The organism is Parafrankia discariae, assembly GCF_000373365.1.
Taxonomy (GTDB): domain Bacteria; phylum Actinomycetota; class Actinomycetes; order Frankiales; family Frankiaceae; genus Parafrankia; species Parafrankia discariae.
The window spans coordinates 1-20,255 of record NZ_KB891252.1 but is presented as its reverse complement, the minus strand read 5'-3'; the positions used below and the strand labels follow the sequence as shown (position 1 = coordinate 20,255).

The following is a 20,255-nucleotide window of genomic DNA, read 5'->3' as shown; positions in this document are numbered from 1 at the left end:
GGCGGCTGCCCGCCGGAGAGCGGGCGGCGCCTACTGTGTGGCCTCAGTGGCCCGCGCGCGGGGGATACGCGCGCGGGGGCGGGCCTTGAGGAGGCGGAGAGCAGGTGACCGAGACGGTCCCGGGTGCGTGGGGTCGGCCTGATCGGGAGCGTGGCGCGCGTGCCGACGGCGCCCGGCGGCCCGAGGAGCGGCACTCGGAGTGGCCTTCGGAGGTCGAGGTGGGGGGACCGTCCGAACCGGGTTCCGCGCGGTGGCGCTCCGGCTCCGAGGAGGTGTCCGGTGGCGGCTCCGAGCGGGACGCCGGGCAGCGGCCCCCACCCGCGTGGCCGGCGCGGGCATGGCACCCGGAGCCCACGGCCCCGCAGCACGGCCGCCCGGAGTCCGGTCGCCCGGACCGTGGTCGCCCGGACCGTGGCGGGCCGGGCGGGGGACGTCCGGCGAGCGGCGGCGCGGATCGGGGCGCGGACCGGCGGCAGCGGCGGGAGACTCCGTCGGTCTGGCCGTCCCCGGGAGAGGGGCTGCCGGCGGGTACCTGGGCGCCGCCATCGCACCCCGATGGCCCTGGGGCGGCGGACCATGGTCGAGACCACTCGCGTGCCGGCGATCCGCTTACTGAACGTCAGCACGCTGGTCCCGTGGGGGCCGAAGGTCCGCCCGCCCCCGGGCCGGGTGCAGGTGCCGGTGTGGGCCGGTCATCCCGCCGCCGGTCGGCGGGGGCGGCGACCGGCGGCCGCCTTGGCCGGATCGTCTTCGGCGGCATTCTCGGCGGTGTCGCGCTGGGCCTGCTCTTCGTCTCACAGGACTACTGGCGGCGGGGGCTGCTCACCGCTGGCGGTGTCCTTCTTGTGGCCGCCGTACTGCGGCTGTGCCTCCCCACCCGGCAGGTGGGGATGCTCGCCGTGCGCGGCCGGGTCTTCGACACCGTGACCCTCGTCGTGCTGGGTGTGGCTGTGATCGTGCTCACCTGCACCGTCCCGTACAGCGGCGGCTGACTCGCGCCGTCCACCGAAAGCGGCTGCTGGGGTCACGGTGCGACACGATGCCGCGGGCGAACGCCGTGCGCGGCTGCGCGCGGCCGGCCCGGCCGGACGTGGCCCACGTCGCCGACCCGTGCCCTCGATCCGACTCGCGCGATAGCCTCGGCTGGTCATCGGACAACGTGCACAGATGAGCGGGGCGAAGCGCGCCTATGGCGAACCGTCACGTAGCCCTGATCCTCGGCGGCGGCATTGGGCCCGAGCTGACCGATGCTCCCCTGTGGGGTGGCCAGCCCGTCGCCGAAGAGATCGCCAGGAGGGCACGTCGGTCACCTGCGACCACTACGCCGGCGCCTGAGGACCCCGCCGTGGGCACCGCCGAGATCGTCGACGCGATCATCGCGATACTGGGGAGCTGATCAGTCCAATGCCCGGAAAAGTCACTGTCGTCGGGGCCGGTTTCTACGGTTCGACGACCGCGCAGCGACTGGCTGAGTACAACATCTTCGACACGGTCGTCATCATCGACATCGTTGAGGGCAAGCCGCAGGGCCAGGCGCTCGACCTCAACCAGTCCCGGTCGATCGAGGGCTTTGAGACCAAGATCGTCGGGACGAACGACTACGCCGACACCGCCGGTTCCGACGTGGTCGTCATCACCGCCGGCCTGCCCCGCAAGCCGGGCATGAGCCGGATGGACCTCATCGAGGTCAACGCCAAGATCGTCCGTCAGGTGTCGGAGAGCATCGCGAAGACGTCGCCGGACGCGGTCGTCATCGTGGTCTCCAACCCGCTCGACGAGATGACCGCGCTGGCCGCGAACGTGCTGGGCTTCCCGCGCTCGCGGGTGCTCGGCCAGGCGGGCATGCTCGACACCGCCCGCTTCACCGACTTCGTCGCGGAGACGCTGAACGTGCCGGTCGGGTCGGTGAAGACCCTCACGCTGGGCTCGCACGGCGACACGATGGTCCCGGTGCCCTCGCAGTGCACCGTCGACGGCAAGCCACTGAGCGACCTCCTCCCGGCGGACAAGATCGAGGAGCTGGTCAACCGGACCCGCAACGGCGGCGCGGAGGTTGTCGCGCTGCTCAAGACCGGTTCGGCCTACTACGCCCCGTCCGCGGCGGCGGCCCGCATGGTCAAGGCGGTCGCCGAGGACTCCGGCGCCGTCATGCCGGTCTGCGCCTGGGTGCAGGGCGAGTTCGGCATCTCCGACGTCTACCTCGGTGTGCCCGCGCAGATCGGCGCCGGGGGTGTGAAGAAGGTCGTCGAGATCGACCTGACCGGCTCCGAGCTCGCCGCGCTCAAGACGGCCGCCGAGGCCGTGCGCGCCAAGCAGGCGGACGTCGCCAGCCTCTAGCGGCGGCGGCGGGGCGGCCAGCCGTTGGCTTTCGCCCCGCCGGCCCACGTACCCCGGGGGCACCGGACCGGAGGATCCTCGAGAATTTCCGAGGATCCTCCGGGACCATCGAGCTGGTGGCCTGCCGGGCCGGCGGGTGAGCGATGTCGAGTGCCGGCGAGTGTCGGCGCGCTGTCGAGTGTCGGTGCGCTGTCGAGCGCCGGAGAGCTCAGCGCGTTGAGGTGAGCACGCGCCGCAGCCCCAGCCGGGCCAGCGACCCGGCCGGGATCGTCCCCTTGCCCAGTCCGATCTCGACGAGGCTGTCGTACAGCTCGGTGCGGCGGCTGGCGGAGCGGACCGCGGCGTCCATCAGCGGGCGGTGGCGCCCGGCGAACCCGGCGAGCAGCGAGGTGTGCCGCAGGTGCCGGCCGAGTTCGCCGTCCAGCGCCCGTCGGTAGGCCCGTCCGGCGGGCGGGCCCGGGTCGGTGATCGCCGCCTGGCCGGCCAGCGATCCCGACAGCAGGGCGTAGTAGATGCCCTCGCCGGTCAACGGGTTGATCAGCGACGCGGCGTCCCCGGCGAGGAGCACGGGTCCGTCCGGCAGCCGGGGGCGGTGCGTGGACAACGGCAGGTGATGCGCGCGCAGGGTGCCCTCGTAGGCGGGGGTGTCCGGCAGCAGCCGGGCCAGCGTTCCGTGCAGGACGGCCTTCGGCGTCGTGCCCGCGGCGCGCAGCCGCGAGCGGAGCATGCCGTACCCGATGTTGGCCCGGCCGTCCCCGATCGGGAACGACCAGGCGTAGGCCGGCCAGCCCTCGTCCGTCATCTCGATGAGCTGCTCGGGCGGGCGGTCGTCCTTGGGCGCGTCCGCGTAGGCGCGGACGGCGATCGCGAGGCCCTCGGGTGGGTTCGGCGCGATGCCCAGCGCCCGGCGCACGGTCGAGTTCGCCCCGTCCGCGCCGACGACGACCCGGGCGCGCAGCACGCCGCCGTCCACCGTCACCACCGGTTCGCCCCTGTCGCCGGCGGCGACCTCCAGCGAGCGCACCCGCCGCCGGAGGAACTCGGCGCCGCGGGCGCGCGCGGCGGCGACGAGCCGGGCGTCGAAGACCTCCCGCGGGATCACATGCGTCGCCCGCTCGGACGGCGTGGCGACCTCGGCACCGCCAGGCGTGCGCAGGCGCATCCGGTCCACCGGGCGGTATCCGCTGGTCACGTCGGTGACGCCGAGCGCGCGCAGGACGTCCACGCCGTGTGGCGCGATGCCGTCCCCGCAGGTCTTGTCGCGGGGGAAGTCGGCGGCGTCGACGATCACGACCCGGGCGCCGGGCCGCAGTTGCAGCGCCCGCAGCGCCGCCGCGCTGCCCGCCGGGCCGGCGCCGACCACGAGCAGGTCTACAGGCGGCCCGTTCCCGGTGCCGGGGCCGGCGGCGCGGACGGGGCTGGGTGCGTGGGTGGGCACACCAGCCAGTGTGGCAGCCGGCGTCCCGGCACCGGTCGGCCGGCGGTTCGTAGAGTGCCGAGCATGGACGCGCTCAAGCAGCTGGACACGTGGCCCGTGCGGACGGCCGCGGCCGTCGTACTGGGGTCGCCAGGCACGGCCGTTCAGCTCGGTGTCGCCGGCGATCCGACGGTCAGGTTCCGGCTCGCGTCGGTCTCCAAGCTGATGAGCGCCTACGCGGTGCTCGTCGCGATCGAGGAGGGCGCCCTCACTCTGGACGAGCCGGCCGGCCCGGAGTCGTCGACGGTGGCGCACCTGCTCGCCCACGCCTCCGGTCTCGCGTTCTCGGGTGACCGGGTGCTGGCCCGCCCGGGCACCCGCCGCATCTACTCGAACACCGGTTTCGAGGAGCTCGGGCGTCATCTCGAGCGGGTGACGGACATCCCCTTCGATGTTTACCTGACGGAAGCCGTTTTCCGGCCGCTGGGAATGGGGACAGCGGTGCTCGACGGTTCGCCGGCGCATGCGGTGACGGCCACGCTGGCGGATGTCGGAGCGTTCGCCGCGGAACTGCTGGCGCCCAGCCTGGTCTCCGCGGCCACGTTCACCGCGGCGACGTCGGTGGCCTTCCCGGGCCTTTCGGGGGTGCTTCCGGGTTTCGGCGCGCAGCACCCGAACGACTGGGGCCTCGGGTTCGAGATTCGCGGAATTAAGAGCCCGCACTGGACGGGTGCGACCAACAGTCCCGAGACTTTCGGTCATTTCGGGCGCTCGGGAACCTTCGTCTGGGTCGACCCCGCGGTGAACGTGGCGTGCGTAGTACTGACCGATCGGGATTTCGGTGACTGGGCGGGGGCGGCCTGGCCGGCTCTCTCCGCGGACGTCCTGGCCGAGCTCGCGGTGACCGGGACGGCCTGACCGCCGTCGGATCCCCGTGGCCCGGTCCGCCGGTTTCGCCTTCCGTGGCTGTGCGGTCGCGCAGCGATGTCAACCCTGGTCCGGAGAAGACAGCGTGGTCTCGTGGGCCATGATGGCGCCATGGTTGGTCGGCAGAGCTCGTCCCGCGACCGCTGGTCGGCCCCTCCGCGGCCCGGCCGGATCCGCGTGACGTGAAGGACTCCGTGCGGTCCATAGGTGTGGCGATCGGTGTTCCGGAACCTTTCCGGACCGAGCTCCAGGACTGGCGGGAACGGCTCGGTGATCCGAATGCGGCGCTCATTGTGCCGCATGTCACGCTGCTCGGCCCGACCGAAGTGCCCGCCACCCAGCTTCCCGCCGTCGAGCGTCACCTGGCGGAGGTCGCCGGCGGCGCCGAGCCGTTCGTGATCCATCTGCGCGGTTCGGGCACCTTCCGGCCGCTGTCGGCGGTGGTGTTCGTGACCCTCGCCATGGGAATCTCCTGCTGCGAGTTTCTGGAGAAGGCCGTCCGGTCCGGCCCGTTGGACCGTCCCGTGCGCTTCTCGTACCACCCGCATGTCACGGTCGCGCACGATGTCGACGAAGAGTCGCTGGACCGTGCCTTCGAGTTGCTGGCGGAATATCGGGCGCAGTTCGAGGTGACAGGTTTCGGGCTCTACGAACGCGGCGATGACTGCGCCTGGCGCCAGTTGCGTCATTTTCCCTTCGCGGGCGGGGGTGGCAGGCCGGGTGACAGGACCACGGGAAGCGGTTAAGACGGGCGTGGGAACGGTGAGCGGCGCCGTGGATGCGGTACGGCGTCGGTACCCGTTCGTCGACCACACGGTGCGTGCGTACGGTCGCTATACGTCGGACGGCGGTGACCGGCTCGCCGCATCCACGACCTATTTCGCTTTCCTGTCCTTTTTTCCGATCGTGGCGCTGGTCTTCTCGATCGCCGGGTTCGTGGTGGACGCCTATCCCGACGCCCAGGCCAAACTCACCGAACAGATCAACGACTATCTGCCCGGCCTGGCCGACAGACTCGACGTCTCGACCATCGGCCATGCGAAGGTCGGTGCCGGGCTGATCGGTCTCGCCGGTCTTCTCCTGGCCGGACTGGCCTGGGTCTCGGCACTGCGCGACAGCATCCGGCTCGTCTGGCACCAGAGCCTGGAGACCGGCAACTTCATCGTGCAGCGCCTGCGGGACATCGCGATCCTCACCGGTCTCGGCCTGACCCTGCTCGCCTCGCTCGTCGTCACCAGCCTGGCGACGTCCGCGACCGGGGTGTTCCTGCGCTGGGTCGGACTGGAGGGGAGCACGGCCGCCGCCTGGGCCACCGGGGTGCTCGCGCTCTTGGTCGCGCTCGCCATCGACGCCGCCGTGTTCGTCTACATCTTCTGGCGTCTGCCGGAGCGCACCAACCGGCGGCGGGTGCTGCGCGCGGCCGCGCTGGGCGCGGTGGGCATCGAACTGCTCAAGCTCCTCGGGACCTGGCTGGTCGGTCAGACCACGTCCAACCCGGTCTACGGCATCTTCGCGGTCATCGTCGGCCTGCTCATCTGGATCAACATCGTGATGCGCTGGCTGCTGTTCGTCGCCGCCTGGGCGGTCACGGCGCCGTACGCGTCCGACGTCCACCCGTCCGGCACCGCCGCGGCCGAGCCGGGCCCCGACGACGGTCCCGGTGCCTCCGGTGGTGTCGGTCAGGACGGTGCCGGGGCACGTCCCGACACCGCCCTCGGGTCGCCCCCCGCGCGTGCCGGCCAGCCGGCCGCCCGCTCGCCCCGCCCCGGGCACGATGACCAGAGCGATCACGACGCCGACGGCGGCCACGGCCACGGCGGCCACGACGGTGCGAACGGCCGCTCCCGGCGACCGCGGTGGCTTCGCCGCCGCCCCGCCCCGCCCCCGGCGGACCGAACACCGGCTGCCCGCTGACCCCGCCCCACCACCGAAAGCGAGTTGTCTCAACCGCCCCACCCAGGCGGGTTCTCGCAACTCGCTTCGGCCGGCTCCTCCTCGGGGGCGCCATGGGGGTGGGTGGGGTTGGGCGGGAGTGGGGGCTGGGGGTCAGGGGCGGGGGGAGCGGGCTGTGCCGAACGGTGGGGTGTCGGTGTGGGATGAGTCGGTCCGGCCCCGCTGTGGTTCGGGGTGAAGCGACGGTAGTCCGACAAGGTGCCGCTGGCCGTCGGCGCCGGTGTGCGGTCGGTCCGCGGCGGAGACGCGGGCCCGCGCCCGGGCCGCCGCGCCGTCTCGCCGCGTCCTGCTGGTACCTCTCCGGTGGCTCCCTCCCCCCGGAATCCGCCCTGGGGCCGCGGCGCGTCCGCGCTGTCCGCCGAACTCGCCGGGGCTCGCCCCGTCCCGTCGGCTCGCCTTGTCCCGTCGGGCGGCCCCGTCCCGGCGGCCCGCGCCGCCGCTGCCGGGGCGGGTGGTGCGTCCGGTGGGCCGGCCGGTCACGCCGAGCCGCCGGCGGACCCGCCCAAACACGGTGAGGGCCGTCGCGACGACCGTGACCGCGAGGGCCGTCCAGGTGATGACGCCGACGCCGCCGCCGGTGTCGCCGGCCGCGGCCCGCCCCAGCGGGTTGTCGCCGTCCCGGCGGGCGTCACGGCTGTCGGTCCGCCCGTCGCCGTCGCCGTCGCCGCTGTCGCCGGTGCCGCTGCTGTCGCCGCCCGCGGCGGAACCGGGTGCTGCCGCCGTCCCGTCACCGGTGGTCAGGCCACCGGGAGTCGCGTCGAGGGGTCCGGCGAGACGGCCCACCGGGCGGACGTCGGCCGCGTGCGCGAAGCCCCAGTCGAGCAACGCCCGCGCGTCCGTCGCGTAGACCGGCGCGGTGCGCAGCAGCGAGACGATGAGCGTCCGACCGTTCCTGGTCGCGGCACCGACGAACGTCGCCCCGGCGGCGACCGTGTAGCCGTTCTTGATGCCGATGGTGCCCTCGTAGTTGCCGAGGAGGGTGTTGTGGTTCGCGATCTCGAAGCGTTCGTCGCCGCGGCCCGGCAGGGAGGCCCGGGGGATGGTCAGGTAGCCGCGCACGATCGGGTTGTCGAGGACGGCCCGTCCGATCACCGCCAGGTCGTGGGCGGTCGTGTGCTGACCGGGGGCGTCGAGGCCGGTGGGATCACCCGCGACGGTCTCCGTCGCGCCGAGCGAGGCCGCGAGCCGGTTCATCCGGTCCAGTACGGCCTCCCGGCCGCCGGCCGCTTCGACCAGCGCGACCGTGGCGTCGTTTCCACTCGCGATCAGCATGGCCGTCGCGAGGTCACGCACGGTGTAGCGGACGCCGGGGACGAGCCCGACCCGGGTGCCGTCGACCTGGGCGGCCTGGTCGCTGATCGTCACCTCCCGGTCCGGCGGGAGCCCGGGCAGCACGGTCAGCGCGGTCAGCATCTTCATCGTGCTCGCCGGCAGGTCCGGGAGGTGCGCGTTGTGCGCGGCGAGGATCGCGCCGCTGCCGGCGTCCGCGACGAGCCACGCCTCGGCGGTGATGCCGGCCGGCGGCGGCACGGCTGCCCCCACGACACCAGCGGCCCCCACGGCCGCTGGGGTGCCAGCAGCCGCTGTGGTGCGTGTGGTCTCTGCGGTGTCCCCCGAGCCGATGGCGCCCGCTGTGGCCGCCGAGCCTGCTCTGCTTGGAGCAGCGGCGGACGCGCCCCCTGCTGTTCCGTGGGGCGCCGTGTCGTTGCCCGGCGCGGCTCCGTTGGCCGGCTCCGCCTCGGCGGCCGGCTCCGCGTCGGCTGCCGAGGGTGCGGTGAGCGGCTGGATGGCCAGGGCGCCGGCCGGGAGCGTGCCGGCGGTGAGCGGCCGGACGGGCGGTCTCCTGGCCGGCAGCGGCTCGGCTCCGGCCATCGCGGCGGAGGGCGGCGCGCTCCCCAGAACGAGGACCAGAGCCGAGACCAGGCCGACCGCGGCGCTCACCGCCCGACGGAAACGCACGGGCGGGTCAGGGCGGCGCGGTTCGAGACAGCTCAGGCCGAGGCGGTGTGAACCAGGGCGGTGTGAACCAGGGTGGTGCGGGTCGGGCGGGGTGGGACCCTCCCGAGCGTCCTCATCGGTGCGGCGCTCGAGCGGGCCGGGGCGGGGTCGACGCGTCCGGCCGGCATGCACCTACCGAACGTTACCGGTCGATCTTCATCCGGTGAGTTTGTCGTGTCACGTGTCTCGGATTCGTGGTCGCGTCGGTCGGATGGGTACCTTTCGTCCGGCCCGCGAACCACTTCGGGCCGGGACGAGAAGATGGCCCTGGGTGGCTGCCCCGTCCGGGGAGGGCGAGCTCGGCGCCGGGACGACGACCAGAGCGGGCTCCGGGACGGGCGCGGCGCCCTGACCCGCGTGATCCGATGGCGGGTCCGCCGACACCGCCGGGTTCGGGCGTGCCGGCTCGTCCACTGTCAGTGTCGCGACTGTTGACGTACCGGGCACGGACGGCCGGGCCGCGCCGCCACGTGTGGGACGCTGCGCCGACCCGTTCGGGGTGGCCGAGAGGGGTTGCGCCGTCGGTGCCGTCGGCTGGAGCGCCGTGCGGAGCAACGCCTCGATGTCACCACGCAGTGACTCGAGCTGGTTCGTCAGCTCACCGCGCACGTACTGCCGGGTGGCCGCGTCGCTCTGGGCGAGGCGCAGCGCCGCGACCTCGCGGGCGAGGAACTCGGTGTCCTCGCGCATCCGGATGGCCGCCGCCCGGTCCTCCGTGAGTGAGGCGCGGTCCCGGTCGTCCTGCCGGTTCTGCGCGAGGAGGATCAGCGGGGCGGCGTAGGCCGCCTGGGTCGAGAAGGCCAGGTTGAGCAGGATGAACGGGTAGGGATCCCAGCGCATGAGCGGCAGTGCGATGTTGAGTGCGATCCAGACGATCACCACACAGGTCTGGATGGCCAGGTAGCGGCCGGTACCGAGGAAGCGCGCGATGGTCTCGGCGCCGCGGCTGATCGTCTCGCGGTCCACCCGGCCCGCGATCAGCGGAGATCGGCCGGCGACCGGGATGTCGAGCCGGTCCGATCCGGTTCCCCGGCGTGCCGCGAGACGGGTGGCGGTGTTGATGCTCATAGGAGGTCCCCTCCGCGCTCGGCCGTCGCGAACGAACGGACCGATACGCACTTCAGAGCAGGCTGCGCGGGAGAAATCCCAACGCGGCCCGGGGTCGACACGTCGCTGATCGACCGCACCTGCCGGAAAGGAACCCGGAGATCACCTGAACCCGGGCGTCATGGACGCGGGCTGGACTGACTGGCCGTGCCGGCCGCCACGAGGAGGGGCGGCCGCGCCGACGGAACCATCCGCCGCGGGCCGATCGTCAGCCGGCGTCCACCAGCAGGAAGCGGCTGTTACTGGAGCACCCGCCAGGACTCACAGCGGCCACCTCCTCTGGTCGGCCTCCGTAGAGGATCCAAATGTTGTTGTCAAGGATAGCCGCCCCTTGCGATTGTTCCGCTATGGGGTCGTCCGTGACCTGTGTCGCGCCGCCGTCACCCGCCGTCGTGCCACCGGTGATCTCGCCCCGCGTCCGGGCCGCATCCGCCCGGAATCCAGGCCGCCTCCGGGCCTGTGCCAGGCCCCTCGAGCGGTTCCCGTGGCGTCGGTCGGGTAGTGGATGGCGGGATCACCAGACCGCGCGGACCTTCTTGGAACGGATCACTCATGCTGGCTTTCGGCTGTGCCTACTGCGGCCAGCTTGTGTTCTTCGAGAACTCGACGTGTCTGCGCTGCGGATCCGCACTGGGGGTGGCGCCTTCCGCGCGGCGCCTGATCACGCTCGTCGACGCCGGCGAAGGACTGTTCCGGGAACGGCCCGCGGTGGCCGACGAGGCGGCGGCCCTCGCCGCCGAGATCACCGCGACTGCCGGGGCCCCCGGAGGCGGTTCCCCTGGTGGTGGGGCCCCTGGCGGGGGCGGGGCCGTCCCAGCTGAGCCACCGCGGCCACGGTACCGACGGTGCGGCAACGTGGACCTCGTCGGCTGTAACTGGCTGATCGAGCTTCCACCCGGCGCGGCCGAGCCGCCACCCGGGCAGCTGTGCGCCTCCTGCCGGCTCACCCGCACCCGTCCCAACGACGCGGACACATCCGCCGCCGAGCTGTTCGTGCGGGCCGAGGCGGCCAAGCGACGCCTGGTCTTCCAGCTTCTCGACCTCGGGCTGCCGATCGTGTCCCACACCGACGATCCCCACGGGGGACTGGCGTTCGACCTGCTCAGCAGCACCTACGAGCCCGTCGTGACGGGCCACGACGACGGCGTGATCACTCTGGATCTCGCCGAGTCCGACGACGCGCACCGGGAGAACGTCCGCGCGCGGCTCGGCGAGCCGTACCGGACCCTGCTCGGCCATTTCCGGCACGAGACGGGGCACTACTACTGGCCCCGGCTCGTCGACGCCGACCCGGCCGTGACCGGACGGTTCCGCCAGCTCTTCGGTGACGACCGCGTCGACTACGGTGAGTCCCTCGAGCGTCACTACAAGGAGGGGGCGTCGGGGGACTGGAGCGAGCGGTACGTCAGCGCCTACGCCACGATGCACCCATGGGAGGACTGGGCCGAGACCTTCGCCCACTACCTGCACATCAGGGACACCCTGCAGACCGCCGCCGAGTACGGTCTGCGCACCGACGGCCCGGACCCGAGGCGCTTCGGTGTCGCCCTGGAACGCTTCGTCGCCCGGCCGACACCCCTGGAGCCCGCCGCCCGCCGCGGCGCGGCCGGCTTCGACGAGATCGCGGCCCAGTGGCTCCCGCTCACCTACGCCCTCAACGCGGTCAACCGCAGCATGGGCTTCGATGATCTCTACCCGTTCGTCCTGACTGCCACCGTGCTGGACAAACTGAGCTTCGTCCACGACCTCACGACGGCCCGCGCCACGTCGTGACGGCCGCGCCGGCGGGCCGGGCGGGGCGACGTTCCGTTCAGCGGCTGGCCCGGCCGGCGGCGTCGGCCGCCAGGATCGCGTCGACGATCATCGGTGGGTCGAGGTCGAAGGGCTCGTTGTGGGCTGTCTCCCCGTCGGCGAGCGCCCGGACGGCGATACCGCGCAACAGCTCGATCGGCGGATCAGCCAGCCCCACCTGGGCGAGCGTGCGTGGCAGCCCCACCCGGCCGCAGAACGCCAGCACCTCGGCGAGCTCCTCCTCCGGCCGGCCCTCGACCACGAGCTGGACGATCAGCCCGAACGCGACCTTCTCGCCGTGCAGGTATCGATGGGTCTCCGCGGCCACGGTCAGGCCGTTGTGCACCGAGTGCGCCACGGCCAGCCCGCCCGACTCGAAGCCCAGCCCGGACAGCAGTGTGTTCGCCTCGACGATCCGCTCCAGCGCCGGTGTCACCGCGCCGGCGCGCACCGCCCGGATCGCCGCCGCCGCGTCGTCGAACAGGATCCGCCGGCACAGCTCGGCCAGCGCGCCGGCGGTCGCCGTCTGGGCGCCGTCGAGCTGGTTGGCCCGCCGGGCCTCGCCGACGGCGCGGGCCTCGTACCAGGTGGCGAGCGCGTCGCCGATCCCGGCGACCAGCAGGCGGGCCGGCGCCGCGGCGACCGCGGTGGTGTCGACCAGGACCAGGTCCGGATTGCGCGGGTAGAACAGGTACCGCTCGAACGCGCCCTCCGGGGAGTACACGACGGACAACGCGCTGCACGGCGCGTCACTGGACGCGGTCGTCGGGCAGGTCACCACCGGCACGTCGAGCGCGGCCGCGGCCGCGCGGGCGGTGTCGAGCACCTTCCCGCCACCGGCGCCGACGATCACCGTCGCCTCCGGGTCGCGCGCCGCCGAGACGACCCGGTCGATCTCCTGGTCGCTGCACTCGCCGCCGAACAGGTGCACGGAGTAGGCGATGCCCGCGCCGTCCAGGCTCGTTCGCCAGGTCTCCTCGAGCAGACGCAGCGGTGCCCCGCTCGTCACGATCACCGCCGGGCCGGTCAGGCCGAGACGGGCCATCTCCGGCCCGAGCGCGGCGGTGGCATCCCGACCCTGGACATAGCGACCCGGCGACCCGAACACGGCGAGCATGGACGGTTACGGTAGCGGTTCCGCCGGCCTGCGCCAGCATGTCCGCCCCGTGTCTGCTCCCCGGCGCGCGAAGGTCAAGCGCGCCGCCGACCAGATCCGCGTGCTGGACAAGGCGCTCGGCGGCACCCGGGACAGGGCGGTCGGCAGCCGCCACGTCGGCGGCCACCATCACGTCGAGCTGAATTTTCTGGGCCTGTTTCGGGAACCTGGGCCTGTTTCGGGAACGCGGTCGAAGGGCCTCGGGTTGCCGGTCGTTCCGGGTGTGCCTACCGTGGATTTCCCGACGGCCGCCCGTAATGCGGAAAGGATATTCCCGGGTCGGGCGGACCTCGGCTGGAACGGGCGACGTCTCGACCGGGAAATGCCACCGGAGGTCGCGCCGACGCTTCGAGGGGGGCGGATTCCATGAGACTTCTGGTGGATCTGAACCGGTGCCAGGGCTACGGGCAGTGCGCATTTCTGGCCCCGCGGGTCTTCACCCTCGCGGGCGAGGAGGCGTTGATGTACACCCCCGAGACGGACGATTCCCAGCGTGCCGCCGTGCGCCGGGCGGCCGCGGCCTGCCCGGTACAGGCGATCCTCGTCGGCGAGTCCGGCGAGTCCGGCGAGTCCGGAAAGGCGACGAAAACCCGAAAGGCCGGGCGGGCCGGGGTGCGGGAGGCCGTCCGTGTCGGCTGAGAACGGCCGGGTCGGCGGCGGCGCCCGCGGCAGGCCGGCCCCCGGCGAACGGATCGTGATCGTCGGGGCCGGGCTGGCCGGGCTGCGCGCGGCGGAGACGCTGCGCCGCGACGGCTTCACGGGAGCGCTCACCATGATCGGTGACGAGTCCGGCGAGCCCTACGACCGCCCCCCGCTGTCCAAGCAGGTGCTGCTGGGCGATGTGCCGGCCGAACGCACCGCGTTGCCACGCCAGTGCGAGGTGGACGCCACCTGGCTGCTCGGGACCCGGGCGACTGGCCTGGACCTGGCGGCCAGGACGGTACGTCTCGACGGCGCCGCGGACGTCGAGTTCGACCAGCTCCTCATCGCCACCGGGCTGCGTTCCCGGCCGTGGCGGGACCCGGCCGGCGCCGCGCTCGACGGCGTGTTCAGCGTCCGCACCAGCACCGACGCCAGCCGGTTGAAGGCCCGCCTCGACGCCGGGCCCGAACGGGTCGTGGTGCTGGGGGCCGGTTTCACCGGGTCGGAGATCGCCTCGGCCTGCCGGCAGCGCGGCCTCGACGTGACGGTCCTGGAACGCGGCCCGGCACCGCTGGTCGGCGCCCTCGGTGGCGTGCTCGGCGAGATCGCCGCCGACATGCAACGGGCCGCCGGTGTCGATCTGCGCTGCGGGGTGACCGTCGAGGCCCTGGAGGGCGACTCCGCCGGGCGGCTGCGTCGGGTACGGCTCTCGGACGGCGAGGTCATCACGGCGGACGTCGCCGTCGTCGCCCTCGGCGCGCTGCGCAACGTCGAGTGGCTGGCCGGGTCGGGCCTTGGCGCCGGCCCCCGCGGGGTGGCCTGCGACGCCGGCTGCCGCGCCTTCGACATCAACGGCATCGTCACCGACGACATCTTCGTGGCCGGTGACGTGGCCCGTTTCCCGCATCCGCTGTACGGCTACCAGCTGCTCGCCCTGGAGCACTGGGGGAACGCGATCGCGCAGGCCGAGACCGCCGCGCACAACATGCGCTGCTCCGAGTCACGCCGGCGCCCGCACCTGGAGGTCCCGGCGTTCTGGTCACACCAGTTCGGGGTGAACATCAAGTCGGTCGGCGTGCCGACCTACTCGGATCAGGTGGCCATCGTCCAGGGCTCCGTCGACGAGCGCCGGTTCGTCGCGGCGTACGGCTACCGCGGCCGGATCACCGCCGCGGTGACGTTCGACCAGGCGCTGTGGCTCGACTTCTACCGCGGCCTGATCGAGCGGGCCGCGCCGTTCCCGCCCGAGTTCCCCGCGGTCGGCCGCCCGTCGGACTTCCGGCCGGTGCCGTCGGCCGTCCCCGATCCGGCGGTGCTCAGCCACGGGCCCACCGTCGCCGTGACCGGCCACAGCCCGGACGAACGCCGGGTGACCCTGGTCAGCCCAGCCCCGTGACACCCGCCGGCCGCGAGGGGATCCGCTCATGACCGCCGAGACACTGCTGCGCCAGATCACCGACTACGCCAACCGCCCCGACCCGTATCCGCTCTACGCCGAGCTGCGCCGGACACCCGTCACGCGGCAGGACGACGGGACGTATGTCGTGAGCACCTACCGGGAGATTCTCGGGCTGCTCCACGACCCGCGGATCAGCTCCGAGGCCGAGAACCGGATCAGCACGGAGGAGGACACGTCCGGCACCGCCGTGACGGCGGACGCCGAGAAGACCGGGGACGCCGAGGAGACCGGGGACGCCGAGGAGACCGGGGACGTCGAGCTGGCCGGCCTGCCACCGAGCCTGATCAGGATCGACCCACCCGACCACGACCGCCTGCGCCGCCTCGCGATGCGGCAGTTCGGTCCGCCGCACTGCCCCACCCGCGTCGACGGCATGCGCGAGGACATCGCCCGCATCACCGACAGCCTGATCGACGGTTTCGCCGACAGGACGCGCATAGACCTCGTCGACGACTTCGCCTACCCACTCCCCGTCACGGTGATCTGCGCCCTGATGGGAGTACCGCGGGAGGACGAACCCCGTTTTCACGCCTGGGCCGACACGCTCGTCTCGGGGCTGGACCCCGGGAAGCGGGGCCCGGGCGCCGGGCCGTCGCCCGAGCAGCGTCAGGCCAGGCTGGAGATGGCCGCCTACATGGCCGAGCTCGCCGCGCGACGCCGCGACGCACCGCGCGACGACATGCTCTCCGGCCTGGTCAGCGATGACGGACCCCAGGGCCGGATGTCCCAGGTGGAACTGGTCACCACGGCCATCCTGCTGTTCATCGCCGGTCACGAGACGACGGTCAACCTGATCACCAACGGCATGCTGACCCTCCTGCGCCACCCCGAGCTACGCGAACGGCTGCGCCGGGAACCGGACCTGATGGCCGGCGCCGTCGAGGAGCTGCTGCGCTACGAGCCGCCAGTCCACATGCTTCCGCAGCGCACACCGCTCACGGACATCGAGATAGCCGGGACGACGATTCCCCGGGGCGCCCCGCTCACCCTGGTGCTGGCCGCCGGTAACCGTGACCCCCAGCGGTTCGCCGACCCGGACACGTTCGACCCCGAACGCCCGGACGTCGAACACCTCGGTTTCGGCGGTGGAATCCACAGCTGTTTCGGTGCCCCGCTCGCCCGGCTGGAGACGCAGATCGCGCTGACCGCACTTCTGCGCCGCCTCGACGAACCGTCGCTCGTGACGGACCCGCCGGTCTACCGGCCGAACCCCGTCCTGCGCGGTCCGCGCCACCTGCCCGTCGCCTTCGCCGGAATCCGCGGCTGACGGCCGGCCCCGACCCGACGTGGAGGTCACCCATCATGTCCGTGGCCAGGCAGGACGGCACGCGGGGCCCCGAAATCCTCGAAATCTCCGAAAACCCGGAAGCGAATTCGACTCCGGACGGCGAGAAGCGGCCCAGCCGGGCCATCGGTGTCGCCGGAATACTGTTCGCCGTCTTCGAGACCGTCTCGTTCCTGCTGCTGCACCGAGGCCCGTCCGTACGGCTCAGTGACGCCCAGACGGCGGCCTGGTTCGCCGACAGCGGCAATCGCCGGCCCATCATCGTCGGGCTCTACCTGGCCCCGATCGCCGCGATCTTCTTCCTGTGGTTCCTCGCCGCGACCCGCGCCCGGATCGAGGGCCGGGAGAACCGGCTCGTCGCCACCGTCTTTCTCGCGAGCGGCCTGTTGTTCGTCACCTGCCTGCTCGCGGCGAGTGCGGTCTGGGGGAGCCTCGCGGCGGCGGTCGAGTTCCTCGACATCGGCCCGTCCGTCGACACGTCCACCGTACTGTTCGGAAAGGGGCTGGCCTATTCGTTCGCGATGGTCATGAGTCTGCGTTTCGGCGGGGTCTTCATCATCGCCGCCTCGACACTCGGCCGTCGCGGCGGCGCGCTCTCCCGACCGGTCGTCGTGCTCGGCTATCTGGCCGCCTTCGTCCTGCTCTTCTGGGTTCCCTACCTGGACCAGCTCGCTCTGGTGCTACCCCTCTGGACCTGTCTGGTCGGCCTCGAGATCCTCCGGACCGGAATCCGCCCCAGAACCTGAGGCCCTGCCCGGGATTCACCTCGGGGCGGAGGCGCTCTCGCGAGCTGCTGTTGACGGGTGCTGCCGTCGGTCGGACTCGATCTCTATGCCGTCGTGACCGGGGAGTTCCCGTCGTTGAAGGCGCGGCAGCTCCTGCGCGTGCTCGGGCGGCTGGGGTATCGGGTGACCAGGCAGGATGGCTCGTCCCACCGGTGGCTGGAGGCGGACGGACGCCCGCGGCTGCGGCTGGCGTTCCACGATCGTGTGACTGTTGGTCCGGGCCTGGTTCGTCAGATACTGGTGAAGCAGGTGGGCCTGACCGTGGAGGCGCTGGAGGTGATCCACGGTGACTAGGGCGATCACAGTGATCGTGCGGCGGGATGGGGAGTCCTGGTCGGCGTGGTCGCCGCAGTGCCCTGGTCTGGCGGTTGTGGAGCCGGCGGCAGCGGAGCTGCGCGGGGCACTGCCTGAGGCGCTGACCTGGTACTTCGACGGGGACGCCGACTTCGAAATCCTTGTCCATGTTGAGCAGGAGCTGCGGGGCGTCGTTGTTCGGATCGCTCAGGATGCCTTCGGGTGGGAACGGCAGCTGGTCGCGGAGCGGCTGGGGGCTGCGCTCGGCGTCGAGGACCAGGCGGAGCGGCTGCGCGCGGCGTCGCCGAACTCTGCGGGAGAGATCGTTTATGTCTGCGCGCTGCCGACCGACCCCCTGCCTGGCTGACGGCGCAGCTCGATGACTTCACCGATCCGGTTGTTGTCGCGCTGCCCGCGGGAGAATCGATGTTGTGGACCCTGCAATTCGGTGCGGGGAGCCGAGTTGGCGCTGGTCCGGTGGACGTCGGCTACCTGCCGGGCGCAACATTCGGCGAGATCATGACGACATTCACCGGGCCCGGCCTGAAGCTCAGCGCGTAGATCCCGGCGCTCGATTCCAGGAAGTGGTTGTGCCTGCCGTGCTCGACCTCACGCGGTGCGGCCGTCCTTGATCGGCTAGTCCTCCCGTTCGGGTGCGAAGCTGGTGGGGTGACTCTGTCGAAGCGTGCGTCGTGGTTCCTGATCGCGGTGGGTGTGGACGTGGGCGATCTGGCCGAATTTGTAGAGCATTCACTTATGACCTAGCTACTGCGCCGCTACGCCGAGGGTGGTCGGTAGAGATCAGGGGATCAGCGGCAGTTTCCGGACCCGGACAAGACGGTCAGTGAGGACGATCATGCTGCCGTCCTTCAGCGCGTCTGCCAGCTGGTCAAGGTTCGCGAGGAGAAGCCGAAGCTGTTCGACGGGGCGGCGACCACCTTCACGACGGAAGAGGATCACAGAAGGGCTGTCGAGTCCGCTCCGGGCGAGGATGCCGCCGAAGTCGGTATCGGCTGAGATCAGAACCCTTCGCTCGTCTCGCGCGAAGCCGAGGACGGTGATGTCGTCGGCTGCGCCGAGTTCGACGTCTCGAACATGGAGAACGTCGTGCCCAGCCTCGTGCAGACCGGTCGCGAGAGTGTTCGAGAGGTTGTTGTCGAGCAGGAAGCGCACGTTGGTCAGGCTGGGATGATCAGCGGAAGCTGCTGCTCGCGGACGGCTTCGGCTGCGAAGTGGAGCGCCTCGCGGATGTCGTCCGCATCGAGGTCCGGCAGCTCAGTGATGACCTCGGTGGCGGACATGCCGTCCGCGATCATCCCGACGACCGTTGCTACCGGGATGCGCAATCCACGGATGCAGGGAACCCCGCCCATCTGCGCCGGGTTCACCGTGATGCGGGTGAAGTGCACTGGCCACCTCCTCTCGTACCTCAGCATACGGTGATCATGGTGGTCCTGAGGTGGTCGCCGTGAGACAGGCCGCGAGGTCGCGGCAGAGTGTTGCTCGTGGGTCGTGCGCCAGCCAGGGCGCTGGCGTCGCGTGCGTGTCCAGCTTCACGGCCTGCAGCAGTTCTCGATCGTCCCGTCCGTACATACGGGTGCGAGGCTGGAGGGGTGACTCTGTCGAAGCGTGCGTCCTGGTTCCTGGTCGCTTTTGGTGTGTGGACCTGGGCGATCTGGCCGAATTTGTAGAACATTCACTTATGACCTAGGTACTGGGCTTGTGCCACACCGTGCGCCGGTGGTTGGCCAGTGGCTGCGAGGGCGCCAAAAGGGCAGGTCACCTGCGAAGGACCGTCCCGCTGGGGGATGGGTCCGCATGTCGCACTCGGGGAAGCTGCGCCGCCTCGATCGATGATCGATTAGGGCAGGATAGTGAGCGTCCGATTGGCTTTGACAACGGTGAAATGCCGACGGTCGACCGTGGCGACCTCGTCGACCCCGAGTCGTTCCGCACAGGCGATCACCGACGCGTCCACGGTGCCCAAGGGCAGGCTGCGGTACTGGTTGACCAGGTCAGCGATCCGCAGCCAGTCGGTCGGGTGGACGGTCTCGACATCGAACGCCCCGGAGGCCAAGTCCGCGAGGAAGCGCAGCTCGGCCTGTGTACCAAGCCGGGTACTGAGCAGGTAGACCACCTCGGTGATCACGAGGGTGGGGACGATCAGCGGTCCAGGGTGAGTTTCCAGCAGATCCGCGCAGGCCTTGTGATGTTGGTCGTCGGCGTCGACATACGCGTACAGCGGACCGGCGTCGACTACGAGGGCTATGACGCCACCTCGTTGGCGAGGATCTCCTCCATGCGTTCCGAGATGTCCTGCCGGCCGCTGCGGCCTGCGCCCCGAGCCCCGAGCACCCGCCGGCCGTTGGTCGTCTCACCCCGTTCGAGGAGTTCAGCAAGAGCCGCCGGCACGATCGCGGCCAACCGCTGGCCCTTGTCCGTCAGGTAGACGACCTGACCAGACGCGGCAGCCTCTCGGACGACCTCGGCAAGTTGGTCGTCGGGGGGGAGTGGCATCTCCGTCATGGCGACATCGTAACTTGGTTCACCCGCCGCACCCTCCGTCGATCGCCTTGCCCCGGGCAGGGCGGCGATGGCCCCACCGCTCAAGAGCGCTTCAGTAGCAGGCTCGTCGAGACTCAAGCTGCTATCTCACCCTATGGCCGATTAGCGTGGCTGAAATCGCGCGCCCACGGAGAGGACACGGCGTCTGTGGGTGCGAGGCTGGTGGGGTGACTCTGTCGAAGCGTGCGTCCTGGTTCCTGATCGCGGTGGGTGTGTGGACGTGGGCCATCTGGCCGAACTTGTAGAACATTCAACTTATGACCTAGTACTGCAACGGCACTTGTGGGTGTCCTCGCCGTCGGTAGTGGCAGCGTCTGGCCTGGTGTTGACGGCGTCTGCGCCAGGTCGACCAGGCCCAGACGAAGGCGGGTGGGTGGAGCCGGTGGAGGAGGGTGGCGATCAGTCTGCGGATCTCCGGTACTGTCAGTCCGATCATGTCCTGACAGGTGTGGGTGCTGCCCCTTTTACCTGCTCGGCGCGGACGGCGGCGAGGGTGGCGTAGGCGAGCATGGACAGGGTGATGTGGGCGTACCAGGCCC

The 20,255-nt window shown here is 71.7% G+C and carries 22 protein-coding genes; 14 read left to right on the top strand and 8 right to left on the bottom strand.

The window, feature by feature from the left end:
• The first annotated feature begins 683 nt into the window (after positions 1–683).
• Complete coding sequence (locus B056_RS0127465) at positions 684–992, top strand: DUF3017 domain-containing protein (RefSeq protein WP_018505055.1); 309 nt, start codon at positions 684–686, stop codon at positions 990–992.
• A gap of 412 nt (positions 993–1,404) precedes the next feature.
• Positions 1,405–2,337 (top strand): malate dehydrogenase, encoded by a 933-nt coding sequence (gene mdh / locus B056_RS0127455; protein WP_018505053.1) that lies wholly within the window; start codon positions 1,405–1,407, stop codon positions 2,335–2,337.
• 208 nt (positions 2,338–2,545) lie between these two features.
• On the opposite strand, the gene B056_RS0127450 is transcribed toward mdh, so the two are convergent.
• On the bottom strand, positions 2,546–3,775 hold the full coding sequence (locus tag B056_RS0127450; RefSeq protein WP_018505052.1) for an NAD(P)/FAD-dependent oxidoreductase: 1,230 nt from the start codon (positions 3,773–3,775) through the stop codon (positions 2,546–2,548).
• A 63-nt stretch (positions 3,776–3,838) separates the two neighbouring features.
• Between B056_RS0127450 and B056_RS0127445 the strand changes: the two genes are divergently transcribed.
• The 3 genes from B056_RS0127445 to B056_RS0127435 all read left to right on the top strand — a co-directional run bounded on the left by B056_RS0127445 (position 3,839) and on the right by B056_RS0127435 (position 6,595).
• On the top strand, positions 3,839–4,672 hold the full coding sequence (locus B056_RS0127445) for a serine hydrolase domain-containing protein (RefSeq protein WP_018505051.1): 834 nt from the start codon (positions 3,839–3,841) through the stop codon (positions 4,670–4,672).
• A 218-nt stretch (positions 4,673–4,890) separates the two neighbouring features.
• On the top strand, positions 4,891–5,427 hold the full coding sequence (locus tag B056_RS0127440) for a 2'-5' RNA ligase family protein (RefSeq protein WP_018505050.1): 537 nt from the start codon (positions 4,891–4,893) through the stop codon (positions 5,425–5,427).
• 28 nt (positions 5,428–5,455) lie between these two features.
• Positions 5,456–6,595 carry a YihY/virulence factor BrkB family protein gene (locus B056_RS0127435; protein ID WP_230203223.1) on the top strand — a complete coding sequence of 380 codons (1,140 nt, stop codon included), beginning with the start codon at positions 5,456–5,458 and terminating at the stop codon, positions 6,593–6,595.
• Between the two features lie 132 nt (positions 6,596–6,727).
• Here B056_RS0127435 and B056_RS38250 read toward each other — a convergent pair whose 3' ends face one another.
• Complete coding sequence (locus tag B056_RS38250; RefSeq protein ID WP_230203222.1) at positions 6,728–8,575, bottom strand: D-alanyl-D-alanine carboxypeptidase family protein; 1,848 nt, start codon at positions 8,573–8,575, stop codon at positions 6,728–6,730.
• Between the two features lie 234 nt (positions 8,576–8,809).
• Positions 8,810–9,700: a DUF1003 domain-containing protein gene (locus tag B056_RS0127425; RefSeq protein ID WP_018505049.1), complete on the bottom strand. Its 891-nt coding sequence runs from the start codon at positions 9,698–9,700 to the stop codon at positions 8,810–8,812.
• Between the two features lie 591 nt (positions 9,701–10,291).
• On the opposite strand from B056_RS0127425, the gene B056_RS0127420 reads away from it, so the two are divergent.
• Positions 10,292–11,512, top strand: coding sequence for a zinc-binding metallopeptidase family protein (locus B056_RS0127420; protein WP_018505048.1), 1,221 nt, complete (start codon positions 10,292–10,294; stop codon positions 11,510–11,512).
• Positions 11,513–11,549: 37 nt separating this feature from the next.
• Here the strand turns inward: B056_RS0127420 and B056_RS0127415 are convergent, their stop codons facing one another.
• Positions 11,550–12,647, bottom strand: coding sequence for a glycerol dehydrogenase (locus B056_RS0127415; protein ID WP_018505047.1), 1,098 nt, complete (start codon positions 12,645–12,647; stop codon positions 11,550–11,552).
• Between B056_RS0127415 and B056_RS43165 the strand changes: the two genes are divergently transcribed.
• The 8 genes from B056_RS43165 to B056_RS45545 are packed head-to-tail and all read left to right on the top strand — an operon-like array spanning position 12,646 to position 17,712.
• Positions 12,646–13,056 carry a hypothetical protein gene (locus tag B056_RS43165; RefSeq protein ID WP_154677274.1) on the top strand — a complete coding sequence of 137 codons (411 nt, stop codon included), beginning with the start codon at positions 12,646–12,648 and terminating at the stop codon, positions 13,054–13,056. The two genes, B056_RS0127415 and B056_RS43165, sit on opposite strands and share 2 nt — an antisense overlap.
• An 8-nt stretch (positions 13,057–13,064) precedes the next feature.
• Entirely contained in the window at positions 13,065–13,325 is a 261-nt protein-coding gene (locus B056_RS0127410; RefSeq protein ID WP_018505046.1) for a ferredoxin, read from the top strand.
• Positions 13,315–14,724: an NAD(P)/FAD-dependent oxidoreductase gene (locus tag B056_RS0127405; protein WP_018505045.1), complete on the top strand. Its 1,410-nt coding sequence runs from the start codon at positions 13,315–13,317 to the stop codon at positions 14,722–14,724. The genes B056_RS0127410 and B056_RS0127405 overlap by 11 nt, the downstream gene beginning before the upstream one ends.
• A gap of 28 nt (positions 14,725–14,752) precedes the next feature.
• Positions 14,753–16,054 carry a cytochrome P450 gene (locus tag B056_RS0127400; RefSeq protein WP_018505044.1) on the top strand — a complete coding sequence of 434 codons (1,302 nt, stop codon included), beginning with the start codon at positions 14,753–14,755 and terminating at the stop codon, positions 16,052–16,054.
• A 35-nt stretch (positions 16,055–16,089) separates the two neighbouring features.
• Positions 16,090–16,818, top strand: coding sequence for a hypothetical protein (locus B056_RS38245; protein WP_018505043.1), 729 nt, complete (start codon positions 16,090–16,092; stop codon positions 16,816–16,818).
• Positions 16,819–16,875: 57 nt separating this feature from the next.
• On the top strand, positions 16,876–17,151 hold the full coding sequence (locus B056_RS0127390; protein WP_018505042.1) for a type II toxin-antitoxin system HicA family toxin: 276 nt from the start codon (positions 16,876–16,878) through the stop codon (positions 17,149–17,151).
• Positions 17,144–17,518: a hypothetical protein gene (locus B056_RS38240; RefSeq protein WP_230203221.1), complete on the top strand. Its 375-nt coding sequence runs from the start codon at positions 17,144–17,146 to the stop codon at positions 17,516–17,518. The genes B056_RS0127390 and B056_RS38240 overlap by 8 nt, the downstream gene beginning before the upstream one ends.
• 59 nt (positions 17,519–17,577) lie before the next feature.
• Entirely contained in the window at positions 17,578–17,712 is a 135-nt protein-coding gene (locus B056_RS45545) for a hypothetical protein (protein ID WP_268258397.1), read from the top strand.
• 240 nt (positions 17,713–17,952) lie between these two features.
• Here B056_RS45545 and B056_RS0127380 read toward each other — a convergent pair whose 3' ends face one another.
• The 4 genes from B056_RS0127380 to B056_RS0127365 all read right to left on the bottom strand — a co-directional run bounded on the left by B056_RS0127380 (position 17,953) and on the right by B056_RS0127365 (position 19,677).
• Positions 17,953–18,324 (bottom strand): DUF5615 family PIN-like protein, encoded by a 372-nt coding sequence (locus tag B056_RS0127380; RefSeq protein WP_018505040.1) that lies wholly within the window; start codon positions 18,322–18,324, stop codon positions 17,953–17,955.
• A gap of 5 nt (positions 18,325–18,329) precedes the next feature.
• Entirely contained in the window at positions 18,330–18,587 is a 258-nt protein-coding gene (locus B056_RS0127375) for a DUF433 domain-containing protein (RefSeq protein ID WP_018505039.1), read from the bottom strand.
• Positions 18,588–19,012: 425 nt separating this feature from the next.
• Positions 19,013–19,420: a type II toxin-antitoxin system VapC family toxin gene (locus B056_RS38235; protein ID WP_026240203.1), complete on the bottom strand. Its 408-nt coding sequence runs from the start codon at positions 19,418–19,420 to the stop codon at positions 19,013–19,015.
• The gene (locus B056_RS0127365; RefSeq protein WP_018505037.1) at positions 19,417–19,677 is read right to left on the bottom strand and encodes a hypothetical protein; all 261 of its coding nucleotides are present in this window, start codon (positions 19,675–19,677) and stop codon (positions 19,417–19,419) included. Before B056_RS0127365 ends, B056_RS38235 begins: the two co-directional genes overlap by 4 nt.
• Between the last annotated feature and the right edge of the window lie 578 nt (positions 19,678–20,255).

Excerpts from the sequence above, each read along its gene's own strand:
- mdh (WP_018505053.1), top strand. The coding sequence starts at position 1,405 with ATGCCCGGAAAAGTCACTGTCGTCGGGGCCGGTTTCTACGGTTCGACG.
- B056_RS0127445 (WP_018505051.1), top strand. The coding sequence starts at position 3,839 with ATGGACGCGCTCAAGCAGCTGGACACGTGGCCCGTGCGGACGGCCGCG.
- B056_RS0127425 (WP_018505049.1), bottom strand. The coding sequence starts at position 9,700 with ATGAGCATCAACACCGCCACCCGTCTCGCGGCACGCCGGGGAACCGGA.
- B056_RS0127420 (WP_018505048.1), top strand. The coding sequence starts at position 10,292 with ATGCTGGCTTTCGGCTGTGCCTACTGCGGCCAGCTTGTGTTCTTCGAG.
- B056_RS43165 (WP_154677274.1), top strand. The coding sequence starts at position 12,646 with ATGGACGGTTACGGTAGCGGTTCCGCCGGCCTGCGCCAGCATGTCCGC.
- B056_RS0127415 (WP_018505047.1), bottom strand. The coding sequence starts at position 12,647 with ATGCTCGCCGTGTTCGGGTCGCCGGGTCGCTATGTCCAGGGTCGGGAT.
- B056_RS0127400 (WP_018505044.1), top strand. The coding sequence starts at position 14,753 with ATGACCGCCGAGACACTGCTGCGCCAGATCACCGACTACGCCAACCGC.
- B056_RS38245 (WP_018505043.1), top strand. The coding sequence starts at position 16,090 with ATGTCCGTGGCCAGGCAGGACGGCACGCGGGGCCCCGAAATCCTCGAA.
- B056_RS45545 (WP_268258397.1), top strand. The coding sequence starts at position 17,578 with ATGTTGTGGACCCTGCAATTCGGTGCGGGGAGCCGAGTTGGCGCTGGT.
- B056_RS0127375 (WP_018505039.1), bottom strand. The coding sequence starts at position 18,587 with ATGCTGAGGTACGAGAGGAGGTGGCCAGTGCACTTCACCCGCATCACG.
- B056_RS0127365 (WP_018505037.1), bottom strand. The coding sequence starts at position 19,677 with ATGACGGAGATGCCACTCCCCCCCGACGACCAACTTGCCGAGGTCGTC.